This window comes from Mycobacterium sp. (assembly GCF_032161845.1).
Classification (GTDB): domain Bacteria; phylum Actinomycetota; class Actinomycetes; order Mycobacteriales; family Mycobacteriaceae; genus Mycobacterium.
Genome location: NZ_JAVRQA010000473.1, coordinates 1 through 11,481 on the forward strand (window position 1 = coordinate 1; position 11,481 = coordinate 11,481).

Genomic DNA, 11,481 nt, shown 5'->3' on the forward strand with positions numbered 1-11,481 from the left:
GGCCCGCGCCGAGGCGCAAACCGCACTGGCCACCGCACCCGCCGGGGCAGACCCGTGGATCGTCGGACACCTGCACCGCTGGTTACACCTGTCCGGCGGTCCACCAGTCAGCATTTCCCCCGCCGAGCAGGTGACGCCCTACCAGCTGGAAATCAGCGGCGACTGGCGCGCGGCGGCCGACGGATGGACCGCGCTGGGCTGCCCTTACGACGCCGCCGTGGCCCAGCTCGGCGGCGACGCAGCCGCCGTGGAAGCCGCCCTGGCCACCTTCCGCCGGCTCGGCGCGCGCGCCGCGGCCCGCCGAGCCCGTCACCGCCTCACACAGATCCGCGGCCGAACCCCCCACCCGCGCCTGGCCGAAACCCGCGCCGACCCACATGGGCTGACGCGGCGCCAACGCGACGTACTCGAACACCTCTCCGCCGGCCACAGCAATGCTGACATCGCCACCAACCTGGGCATCAGCCCCAAAACCGTCAACAACCACATCACCGCGATCTTCACCAAACTCGGCGTCAACAACCGCACTCGGGCGGCCGCCTACATCCCAGGCAACCGCACCAACGAATAGTTCGACCGCGACGCCGTCGCCGACTGGCTGGTGCGGGTGGCACAGATGCTGCTGATGGAACACCTCACCGCTCGGCCCGACGAGACCAGGCCCGACCGCCGCGCGTTGCTTCGCGATTTCGTCATCCCCGGCATCCTCAATCCGACCCAAGAGCGTTGACGGCTGCGCGGCACGAGGCCGTTCGGTTGGGTGGCGCCCCACCGGGAATCCGCACCGAGTGGCCGATGTGGCCCGCACGACGCTGCCGAATTGGTTGATGGTCGCCAACTCTGGCATCGCCGCGACCGAGCGGAAGAACCGTTCGAACACCGGAATACCCGACGGATGGGTCACGCGTTACCTCCGGTCCATAGATCCTGGCGGGCCCGAATGAGTTCCGCGACGATGGCGACGACCATCTGGCAAGACGCCGTGAAGTCGGCCGGTCTGCGACCCATTGATTTGCACGCAGCTGATTTGCAAGCAGCTGCCCACAGTCTCGGTGCGGCAGGTGGCCGAGTGGATGGGGCACGCGAACCCGACGACGACCGAACTCGTCTACACACATCTATACGCGAAGGGCAACCACGATGACGAAATGGCCGCGCTCGGTGCGCTGGCGGCTGCTCCGAAGTACCACGGCGGCAACGTGATACCGCTGCACGGTTAGTGCGCGCTAATGCGAAAGACCTCGACTTCTTCGGGTAGGCCCTTGAGTTGCTGCACGCCAAGGCTTTCGAATCTCAAGCCCGAGCCTGCGGAGAGGTCTCGGACGGTGCGGCTGGCCAAGACCTCGCCTGGGCCTGCCATTGCGCTGATACGGGCACCGGTGTGCACGGCCATGCCACTCCACTCCGTGCCGCGTCTTTCGCACTCGCCGGTGTGGATTCCCGCGCGGATTGGGATGCCACGCGCAGCCAGGGCAGGGACGAGTTGCAGGGCGCACTTCGCGGCCTTCGTCGGGGCGTCGAACAACGCGAAAACCCCATCACCCGTGTGGTTGGCCCGAAAGCCGCTAAATCTCGACAGCGTGTGGTCAACGAGCTTGTCGTGAATGTCCAGCTGATGGCGCCAGTGTGCGTCGCCTCGGGCAGTCAGTTTCTCGGTCGAGCCAACGATGTCGGTGAACATCGCCGTCTTCAGGATGCGTTCATCGGGGGGAGCGCTTGGATTGTCGGAGACGAACGCCATTACGTGCTCGAAAAGGTCGTCGAGGACGTCGAATCCATTGTGGGGACCGGGTGCCAACGCATGGAAATGCGCGTTCGGGATGGCGGCCGCCATTGCGGCCGCAGCCTCGACGGGAACCAATTGATCGCCTGGGCGTGCGAGCACCAGCGTCGGTGCGCGCACCGCGGCCAGCACGCTGCTTACGTCTATTTCCATGAAGGCCCGCCAGCCGAGCTTCGCCATGGTTGGGCTGGCGATCGACCGCTGCAGCCTGCCGAACATGTGCCGCACGCCTGGGACATCGGCGGCCTCGCCGTAGAACAGGTCGCCCAGCGCACCCTCGCCCCAGTCGCGGTCGATCTCGTCGAGTTGGGCGTCAACTTCGGCGGGCGTGAATCCCCACGGGAAGTCAGGAAGGTCTTGCGAGAACCGGGCCGCCGACCCGTAGAGGCAGAGGAAACTGACCCGCTCGGGGTACCTGGCCGCGAACAGCGTGGAGACACACCCACCCTCGCTGGAGCCCACCAGCACCGGGCGGTCGACGCCGATCGCATCCACCACGGCGCGGAGGTCGTCGATCCGTTCGTCCAGCGAAAGGAGATGCGTCGTGGGATCGGAAAGGCCGGTGCCGCGCCGATCGAACATGACGAACTGCATGGACTGTGAAACCAGGTCTATGAGGCGGACATAGGGGCTGTCGGGTTCGCCGATGGTGTCTACGTTGCTCACCACCCAACCCGGCGTCCAAATGAGTAGCGGCCCGGAGTCGCCGAAGACCCGATAGGCGAGGCGGACATCCCCGTTGCGGGCGTACCGCACCCGCCCGTCGCTCACGCGTCCATCGTCGCATTTCGTGGTCGGACGGGCGCGCACAATTTTCTTACACGCTCGGGCGGCCAGCGGCCAGCGGGCGGGACCATTGCGGGGACCGCGGCCCCAAGGGCTAGGACGGGAATCGGGCGTATGCCCTGCGCTGGTCGAAGTGGAGCCGATGACGGGAATCGAACCCGCGTATTCAGCTTGGGAAGCTGATGTTCTGCCATTGAACTACATCGGCCTGACCAGCTGTGCTGGTGCTCAGGAAGGCTAGCATTCGCCGCCGTCGGTCAGGTCTCGGGTGGTTCTGATCAGGACGGGTCCGCCAGCGCGGCTGGACCCGGCAGTGGCGCCGGGCCGGGCAGCGTCGGCCCGACCTCGACGTGCTGCGCCGGCGTCACGTCGGACAGCGCGGTCGGTGCGGGAGTCGTTGGCTGTGGGTCCAGGCCGCCCGCAGCTGCCGCGGCGGCCGCATCGGCCGTCCACAGTGCCTGCAGCCGTTGCGCGGCGAAGGTAGCGCCTTGGCCGACGAGGCCGGCCTCGTCGTACCCGTCGTGAACGGAGAAGCTTCGGCCGTGAGGATCGCAGACCAGATCGTTGTCGACGCACAGGTCGATCGTCTTGGCGGCGTAGCTGGGGCCGACGACGATGTCCGGGTCCTTGAGCACGTTCATGAAGCGCTTCGAAGGTTTGCCGAAGAGTACGACCGCGGCCACGTGGTCAGCCACCTCGGGAGGCATCGGCGCGGGCACGTCGGGCGATGAAACCCCATCTGGCACAACGCTGGCGGTGACGAAGCCGATGACCGCTGCGCCCTGCGAGAACCCGCCTAGTACGAGCTTCGTGCTCGGGCAGTTGGCGACGGTGGTCAAGATGTGTGACCGCGCGTCGGCGATGCCCTGCACGGCAGTCGAGAAGGCCATGGTGGCGGGGTAGTCCACCCCGTACACCCCTACCGACCGTGCGCCGACCTGCGCGCGCAGGGCCGCCACGAACGCTTCTCCAGTGGGACCGACGCCCGGCTCTTCGGTCGTGCCGCGGGCGAAGACGATCTCGGTGTCCGGGCATGGCGCGGCGCTCGACGTCGGCATGGCAAACGTCTGTGCCGCCGCAGCGATCGTTACCACCGACGCCACGGCCGTAGTCACCTGTCTCATCAGCCCCATGAGCAAATCCTGACACGCAACTTGGGTAGCCGCCTAGTGAGTTGGTGAAGGCACAGAGATATGACAAGAACGACAGCGTTTCCTTAGAGAGTCACCTCGACGGCGGTGGCCAGGCGAGTCGCGACGTCGTTGCGCCGTCTAGGCTCGTCGGGTGCTGCTCTCCGATCGCGACATCCGGGCAGAGATCTCCGCAGGGCGCCTGGGGATCGATCCTTTCGACGACAGCCTGATTCAGCCTTCGAGTGTGGACGTCCGGCTGGACAACCTGTTCCGGGTCTTCAACAACACCCGGTACACCCACATCGACCCGGCGATCCGTCAGGACGACCTCACCACGCTCGTCGAGCCGAAGGAGGAGGAACCCTTCGTGCTGCACCCCGGCGAGTTCGTCCTCGGTTCGACGCTGGAACGGTGCTCGCTGCCCGACGACCTGGCCGGTCGTTTGGAGGGCAAGTCGTCGCTCGGTCGGCTGGGGTTGTTGACGCACTCGACGGCCGGCTTCATCGACCCCGGCTTCAGCGGACACATCACGCTGGAACTGTCCAACGTCGCGAATCTGCCGATCACGCTGTGGCCCGGAATGAAGATCGGCCAACTCTGTCTATTGAGGCTGACCAGTCCGGCCGAACACCCCTACGGCAGCGCGAAGGTCGGATCGAAGTATCAGGGCCAGCGCGGACCGACCCCGTCGAAGTCCTACCAAAACTTCATTCGACACTGACCTCGCCGAGGCGGGTAGGGTCGAAAAAGCGGGCCGAAAACCGACGCGTTCGGTGTAACGACGGCGCTGGTCGACGCGATGAAACATTGGGGCCCGCTAGGGCGTTGAGCCCTCTGCGAGAACAAAATACGTAGCACAGCTAACACTTGGAGGAGTTCGTGGACATCGTACTTGGTGTGTCTCTGACGCCAAAGACGGTGCGACTGGTGCTGGTCGAAGGTATCCAGGGCGACGGCGCCATCGTCGACCACGACACATTCGACGTGACACCGTCCGATGGCTCGGCAACGTCGAGTGCGTCGGCTCAGGTGGTCGCTGCCGTCCAGGGAACGCTGGAAAGCGCTCGCGAAGGTGGCCACCAACTCAAGGCCATCGGCGTCACGTGGAGTGACCACACCGAGGCGTCCGAATTGCGCGACGCCCTCGCCACGGCAGGCATCCGCGACGCGATCATGGTGTCCGAACTTCATGCCGCGGGCGCGCTCGCCCAGACCGCCGGTCGCGCGGTGGGTTACGAGAGCACCGGCCTACTGTTCCTCGACCGGGACACCGCCACGCTGTCCGTCGTGCGCACCGACGACGGCTCCATCGTGAAGGTGCTCAGCAGAAGCCTGCACAGCACCGACGCGATGGCGGTGCTGACGGAGATGGCGTCGGCCGTCGCCGCGCAGGACTCTCCGCCGCAGGGCATGTTCGTCGTCGGCTCAGGGGTCGACGTCGCATCGGTCAAGTCCCATCTGCAGGACCTCGTCTCGATCCCGGTCAACGCCCCCGAGGAGTCGGGACTCGCCCTGGCCCGCGGTGCGGCGATCGCGGCGGCCAATGCGCCGATCTTCGACGCGTCGACCGTCGGCCTGGCCTATTCGCAGGATCCCGAAGGGGCGACGGCGGGCAACGACTACCCGGGACTGTCCGGCGCCGATACCCAGCTCCGGGCCGTCGGTGCTGCTGCGCCCCTGGCCTTCCACGAGGACGGTTTCGACGAAGCCTTCGGCGACGTGCCTGCCGAGGAGGGGCGCAAGCCGTTCCTGCTGGTGGGAAGCGCCCTGACCTCGGTTTTCGTCATCGGGGTCATCGCGTTGGTCATCTCACTCGCCGTGAGCATCCGGCCGACGGCCGATCAGCGTCCCGACCCCGGCCAGGGGGCGATCATCCCCAGCGCCGCCGCGCCCGCCGCACCGCTCCCGGAGATCGCCCAGGTGCCCGCTCCGGCGCCCGTCGCCCCCGCGCCAGCACCACCCGCCGAAACCATCCAGGCGCCGATTCCGGTCGTTCAGCAGGAGCAGGCACCGCGCCGTCAGGTCTACGTTGCCCCCGCCCCGGAGGCGCCGCCCGCGCCTGCCCCGGACCCGCCTGCCGCGCCGCCGTTGCCCGACCCGGTCCCGGTGGTCGCCCCGCCGGTCCCGGCGGTCATCCCGCCCCTGCTGCCGCAGATCTTCAGCCCGCCGGTTCAGCAGTACCCGCGGTATCCCCAGTACGGGCAGTACCCGCAGCAGCAGTACCCCCAGTACCCGCAGCAGCAGTACCCGCAATATCCGCAGCAGCAGCCGCCGTGGCAACAACAGCCGCCGTGGCAGCAGCCGCAGAACCCGTGGCAACCGCCGAGCAACCAGGGCTCCGGTGACGACGACGGATGGCCAGGGCGTGGCGGCGACGGCGGTCGGCCCGGCCGCGGCGGCAACGGTGGCAACGGCGGCGGTTCCAATTGCTTCCTGATCTTCTGTGCCCCGGGTGGCGGTGGCGGACACCGCTAGCCGGAGTTCCCCCCGTCGCTTCGCTCGCCCCTGATGTCCACTCGTCACCCAGCGTTGGTCTGCCGCTCAGTGTCACTTTGCAGTTAGCTCATCGCAGAGGCCTATTCAGGCAGTATGCGATGCACTGTGTTCGGAACGGGTTACCTCGGAGCGACCCACGCCGCTGGAATGGCCGAGCTCGGTCACGAAGTCATCGGTGTCGACATCGACCCGGGAAAGGTGGCCAAGCTCGCGTCGGGTGACATCCCGTTCTACGAGCCTGGGCTGCGAAAGGTGCTGCGCGACAACCTCGATGCGGGACGTCTGCACTTCACCACCGACTACGACGAGGCTGCCGAGTTCGCCGACGTGCACTTCCTCGGTGTCGGAACACCACAGAAGAAGGGCGAATACGGCGCGGATCTGCGTCACGTGCACGCCGTGATCGACACGCTGGTGCCGCGGCTGAAGCGGTCCGCCGTAATCGTCGGCAAGTCGACGGTGCCGGTCGGCACGGCAGCCGAACTGTCCGAGCGGGCCCGCCAGCTCACCCCGGCCGGGGTCAGCGTCGAGATCGCCTGGAACCCCGAGTTCCTCCGCGAGGGCTACGCCGTCCACGACACCCTGCACCCCGACCGCATCGTGCTTGGTGTGCAACATGATTCGCTTTGGGCCGAGGCCGCCATCCGGCAGCTCTACGGGCCGCTGCTCGGCGAAGGCGTGCCGTTCCTGGTCACCGATCTGCAGACCGCCGAACTGGTCAAGGTATCGGCGAATGCCTTCCTGGCGACCAAGATCTCGTTCATCAACGCCATCTCCGAGGTGTGCGAGGCGGTGGACGCCGACGTGACACTGCTCGCCGACGCACTCGGCTACGACCCGCGGATCGGGCGCCGATTTCTCAACGCCGGGTTGGGGTTCGGCGGCGGCTGCCTACCGAAGGACATCCGCGCGTTCATGGCCAGGGCGGGAGAACTCGGCGCCAACCACGCGCTGACCTTCCTGCGCGAGGTGGACAGCATCAACATGCGCCGCCGCACCCGGATGGTGGAGTTGGCCACCAAGGCCTGCGGGGGCTCACTTCTCGGGGCCAACGTCGCCGTCCTCGGCGCGGCCTTCAAGCCCGAGTCCGACGACGTGCGGGACTCGCCGGCGCTCAACGTGGCGGGTCTGCTGCAACTCAATGGGGCCGCGGTCAACGTCTACGACCCAAAGGCGATGGAGAACTCGCAGCGGGTCTTCCCGACGTTGAACTACTCGACGTCGGTGCTCGAGGCGTGCGACCGCGCCGACGCCGTGCTGGTGCTCACCGAGTGGCAGGAGTTCGTCGACCTCGACCCGGCCGCCCTCGCCTCGACGGTCCGCGCGAAAGTGGTTGTCGACGGGCGCAATTGCCTTGACGTGGACAGGTGGCAGGACGCGGGTTGGCGGATGTACGCGTTGGGTCGGCGCCTTGTGGCAACGGCGGGCGCGGTCGCGTCGTAGCTTGGAGGTATGACGGTCTACGCCCTGAACCTGTTCGACGTCGCCAACCGCGACGAATACCTGGCCTACTCCAAACGGTCGGTCACCGAGGTGGGGCGTTACGGCGGGCGGGTGGTCGCCCTTGGCAAGTTTCGCGAGAACGTTCTCGGTGAAGTCGCGGGGCGGCAGGTGCTGGTCCTGGTGGAGTGGCCCGACAAGGACGCCTTCGACGGCTACTGCAACGATCCCACGCTGGGTGACCTGCACGCGCACCGCGAGAACGGCACCTCGGCCTACATCTGGCAACTCTTCGATCGGTTGGACGATCTAGGACCGGTGCTTAAGCTCGAGGAATGACGTTGGCATACAAGATGGCAAACAGGCCGAAGTTCAAGCAGCGCCTGCACTGGTTCGCGCTGCACGGGGTCATTCGGGGACTGGCGTCCTACGGCGCCAAACGCGGCGAGATGCAGGGCAGGCTGATTGCCGACCCCGCAGTGCGCGCCGATCCCGGTGGCTTCGCCGACGAGCTCCGTGAGCGCGGCAAGATCGTTCGCGGGCGCGCGGCATGGCTGACCGCCGATCACGCGCTGGCTCATCAACTCCTGCGGTCCGACGACTTCTCGGTCACGGCGATCGGCAAGACCCTGCCGGGTCCGCTTGGCTGGCTGGAGGCGAAGACCACCGTCAAGGGCAGGCTGCATCCGCTGCTTCCGCCGTCGATGCTCTCCGTCGAACCGCCGGAGCACACCCGCTACCGCACGACGGTGTCGTCGGTGTTCACCACCAGAGCCGTTGCGGCACTGCGGGAACGGGTGGAGCAGGCGGCGACCGGTCTGCTCGACGGCATCGTCGCGGGCCCGGCCGACACCGTCGACGTCGTGGTCGGCTACTGCTCACAGCTGCCGGTCACGGTCATTGGCGACATCCTCGGCGTTCCCGACCAGGACCGCCCCCGCATCCTCGAGTTCGGCGAGCTCGCCGCCCCCAGCCTCGACATCGGCCTGTCGTGGGATCAGTACCTCCGCGTGGAGCACGGCCTCGACGGCTTCAATTCCTGGCTGGCGCAGCATCTCGGCCACCTCCAGCGCCATCCCGGCGACGACCTGATGAGCCAGATAATCCAGGCCGGCGACGAGGGCACCCGACTCAACGACGAAGAACTTCGCGCCACGGCGGGGCTGGTGCTCGCCGCCGGGTTCGAGACCACGGTCAACCTGCTGGGCAACGGAATTCGGATCCTCCTCGAACACCCCGATCAGCTGGCGATGCTCCTCGACGACCCCGAACTGTGGCCAGGCGCGGTCGAGGAGATCCTGCGGCTGGAGTCACCGGTGCAGTTGAGTGCGCGCCTCGCCCGCGTCGACACCGAGGTCGCGGGGCGGCCGATCCTCGCCGGTGAACTCGTCATCTTGTACCTCGCCGGGGCCAATCGCGATCCCGAGGTGTTCGAAGATCCGCACCGATTCGACATCACCCGCGACAACGCGGGCAAGCACCTGTCCTTCTCCGGAGGAAGGCACTTCTGCCTCGGCGCGGCGCTGGCCCGAGCCGAGGGCGAGGTCGGCCTTCGGACCTTCTTCGAGCGCTACCCCGACGCCCAACTCGCAGGCGACGGGAGTCGCCGTGACACCCGCGTGCTTCGCGGGTGGTCGACGTTGCCGATCAGACTCGGTGAGGCTCGCGCGGCGGTACGTTCGTAGGCGTGGACTTCCGCGCAACGCTGCTTGGGGAGACCCGAGCCCTCGGTGACGTCATTGCCGCAGCCGACCCCGACGCTCCGGTGCCGTCCTGCCCGGGTTGGACGATGAACCAGCTCCTCAAACATGTTGGGCGAGGCCATCGCTGGTCGGCGCAGATCATCGCCGAACGTCGGCTGCAGCCGCTCGATCCCCGTGAGGTGCGTGGCGGCAAGCCGCCCGAGGATTCCGACGGTGCGATCGACTGGCTGAATGCGGGCGCCCAGTTGGTCATCAACGCGGTCGACCGGGTCGGCCCCGAGACCAGGGTCTGGACGTTCACCGGGCCGAAGCCCGCGGGCTGGTGGATTCGCCGTCGTGTCCACGAGGCAACCGTGCACCGCGCCGACGCCGTTCTGGCCAGCGGCGGTGACTTCGAACTGCCCGCCGAGATGGCCGCCGACGGCATCTCCGAGTGGATCGACCTCGCGACCGTCACCGCCGATCTGCATCAGCCCCCGCTGCAGCGGGGGCTCACGCTGCACCTGCACGCCACCGACGACGGGCTCGGCCCTACGGGGGAGTGGACCATCACCCACGACGAGGAAGGCCTGCAGTGGTCGCACGACCACATCAAGGGTGAGGCCGCGGTGCGAGGCAGTGCCGTCAACCTGCTGTTGGCCGTGACGCGGCGCCGTACCACCGCGGAGGCAGGCATCGAGGTGCTCGGCGACGAGGCGGTCTGGGATTCCTGGTTGAACGGAACTCCGTTCTAGGGCTTCTTCAACTGCGGCGTGGCCAGCACCGCGGCGATGCCCGTCGTCAGCGGGACCGACAGCGCCAGTGCGATGCCGCCCACCGCGGACCGCGCGATCTCGATGGCCACGCTCTCGCTCGTCAGCACGTCACCGAGTGACCGGTTCGCGACGCTGAAGAGCAGCAGCAGAGGCAACGCGCTGCCCGCATACGCCAGCACCAGGGTGTAGACGGTGCTGGCGATGTGGTCGCGGCCGACCCGCATCGCCCCGACGAAGATGGCCCGCCGACTGGCGCCGTGCTCGGCGATCTCGAAGGCCGTCGACGCCTGCGTGACCGTGACGTCGTTGAGGACGCCCAGCGAGCCGATGATGAACCCAGCGAGCAGCAGTCCCGTGATGGACACGTTGCCGAGGTAGGCGGCTACCTCGTTGTTCTGGTCTTCGGACAATCCGGTGAGATGCACTAGTTCAATTGCGGCCCAGGACAATACGGCTGCTAGGAGCAGTGCGGTCAACGTGCCGAGCAGGGCGGCGCTGGTGCGCAGGCTGACGCCGTGCGCCAAGTAGATGACGGCGTACAGGATGGCCCCCGATGCCACCAGCGACACGGGGACCGCGGGCGCCCCGTCCCGCAACGCGGGCAGGAGGAACACCATCAGGACGGCGAAGGCCACCACGATGCCGACGATCGCGCGTAGTCCCCGCCACCGAGCCACCGCGACGACGACGACGGCGAACATGGCGGCCAGGATCGCCAGCGGCCACGTCCGCTCGAAGTCGTAGAACGCGTACGTCGTCGTGCCGTTCTGGTCGACCTGCCTGCTGACCCGGACGTCGTCACCGACGGCGAGGCTCGGCTGGCCGGGCCCACCGCTGAACTCCAGCAGGGTGTCGGCGCCCTTGTTCGGCCCCGACCCGATCTCGAGGAGGGACTGGACGCACTCGCCGCCCCCCGGCTGGGCGGCGACGGGCGATGACGTCAGCACGGCGCCCGCCGACGGACTGCCGCACGGCCCTTCCGAACTGGACACCACGCGGCCGGATTCCGTCGTGACGGCACCCCCCGCAGCGTTCTGGAACGGCAGTGGGATGTCGACGCTCTGGTGGCTGGGCCAGAGCAGTGCCATTCCGGCGATGACGGCGACGGCTATCGCGATGAGCAGCCCGACGACGACCTTGGCCGCCATCGGTCCGAGCGGCGCCGGGCCGGACGGCGAAGAGTGCGAGTGCGAATGCGCCACCCGGACAGGGTAGAGGCTTTGCCGGTGGGCAGGTTACTGTCGGTAACTGGCCAGGAAGTTGCCGAGCCGGTCGATCGCGTTGGTCAGGTCACGCGCCCACGGCAGGGTCACGATGCGCAGGTGATCGGGTGCGGGCCAATTGAATCCGGTGCCCTGCACCACCAGGATCTTCTCCTGGAGCAG

General features: G+C 67.6%; 12 protein-coding genes, 1 tRNA gene and 1 pseudogene. 9 read left to right on the forward strand and 5 right to left on the reverse strand.

Annotated elements, in window-relative coordinates; genetic code table 11:
* From QOD90_RS25640 to QOD90_RS25650, 3 genes are all read left to right on the forward strand, one after another.
* A partial coding sequence (locus tag QOD90_RS25640; protein WP_526354378.1) for a helix-turn-helix domain-containing protein occupies positions 1-571 on the forward strand: 571 nt, incomplete at its 5' end.
* A 36-nt stretch (positions 572-607) separates the two neighbouring features.
* Positions 608-730 carry a hypothetical protein gene (locus tag QOD90_RS25645; RefSeq protein WP_526354380.1) on the forward strand — a complete coding sequence of 41 codons (123 nt, stop codon included), beginning with the start codon at positions 608-610 and terminating at the stop codon, positions 728-730.
* A gap of 331 nt (positions 731-1,061) precedes the next feature.
* Positions 1,062-1,220, forward strand: a complete 159-nt coding sequence (locus QOD90_RS25650) for an integrase (protein ID WP_526354382.1) — start codon at positions 1,062-1,064, stop codon at positions 1,218-1,220.
* On the opposite strand, the gene QOD90_RS25655 is transcribed toward QOD90_RS25650, so the two are convergent.
* From QOD90_RS25655 to QOD90_RS25665, 3 genes are all read right to left on the reverse strand, one after another.
* Positions 1,217-2,554: an adenylate/guanylate cyclase domain-containing protein gene (locus tag QOD90_RS25655; protein WP_526354384.1), complete on the reverse strand. Its 1,338-nt coding sequence runs from the start codon at positions 2,552-2,554 to the stop codon at positions 1,217-1,219. The two genes, QOD90_RS25650 and QOD90_RS25655, sit on opposite strands and share 4 nt — an antisense overlap.
* Before the next feature lie 149 nt (positions 2,555-2,703).
* A tRNA-Gly gene (locus QOD90_RS25660) sits at positions 2,704-2,777 on the reverse strand.
* 70 nt (positions 2,778-2,847) lie between these two features.
* Positions 2,848-3,702, reverse strand: coding sequence for a cutinase family protein (locus tag QOD90_RS25665; RefSeq protein WP_526354386.1), 855 nt, complete (start codon positions 3,700-3,702; stop codon positions 2,848-2,850).
* A gap of 151 nt (positions 3,703-3,853) precedes the next feature.
* Here QOD90_RS25665 and dcd point away from each other — a divergent pair, with 151 nt between their 5' ends.
* The 6 genes from dcd to QOD90_RS25695 all read left to right on the forward strand — a co-directional run bounded on the left by dcd (position 3,854) and on the right by QOD90_RS25695 (position 10,075).
* Entirely contained in the window at positions 3,854-4,423 is a 570-nt protein-coding gene (gene dcd / locus QOD90_RS25670) for a dCTP deaminase (RefSeq protein WP_526354388.1), read from the forward strand.
* A gap of 158 nt (positions 4,424-4,581) precedes the next feature.
* Positions 4,582-6,177 carry a DUF7159 family protein gene (locus QOD90_RS25675; RefSeq protein ID WP_526354390.1) on the forward strand — a complete coding sequence of 532 codons (1,596 nt, stop codon included), beginning with the start codon at positions 4,582-4,584 and terminating at the stop codon, positions 6,175-6,177.
* A 114-nt stretch (positions 6,178-6,291) separates the two neighbouring features.
* Complete coding sequence (locus QOD90_RS25680) at positions 6,292-7,641, forward strand: UDP-glucose dehydrogenase family protein (RefSeq protein WP_526354392.1); 1,350 nt, start codon at positions 6,292-6,294, stop codon at positions 7,639-7,641.
* A gap of 9 nt (positions 7,642-7,650) precedes the next feature.
* Complete coding sequence (locus tag QOD90_RS25685; RefSeq protein ID WP_526354394.1) at positions 7,651-7,977, forward strand: DUF1330 domain-containing protein; 327 nt, start codon at positions 7,651-7,653, stop codon at positions 7,975-7,977.
* Positions 7,974-9,323 carry a cytochrome P450 gene (locus QOD90_RS25690; RefSeq protein WP_526354396.1) on the forward strand — a complete coding sequence of 450 codons (1,350 nt, stop codon included), beginning with the start codon at positions 7,974-7,976 and terminating at the stop codon, positions 9,321-9,323. Before QOD90_RS25685 ends, QOD90_RS25690 begins: the two co-directional genes overlap by 4 nt.
* A gap of 2 nt (positions 9,324-9,325) precedes the next feature.
* Complete coding sequence (locus tag QOD90_RS25695; RefSeq protein ID WP_526354398.1) at positions 9,326-10,075, forward strand: maleylpyruvate isomerase family mycothiol-dependent enzyme; 750 nt, start codon at positions 9,326-9,328, stop codon at positions 10,073-10,075.
* Here the strand turns inward: QOD90_RS25695 and QOD90_RS25700 are convergent.
* On the reverse strand, positions 10,072-11,298 hold the full coding sequence (locus QOD90_RS25700) for a YibE/F family protein (RefSeq protein ID WP_526354400.1): 1,227 nt from the start codon (positions 11,296-11,298) through the stop codon (positions 10,072-10,074). The genes QOD90_RS25695 and QOD90_RS25700 overlap by 4 nt on opposite strands.
* Before the next feature lie 33 nt (positions 11,299-11,331).
* Positions 11,332-11,481 (reverse strand): annotated as a pseudogene (locus QOD90_RS25705) (aminotransferase); the annotation flags it as partial.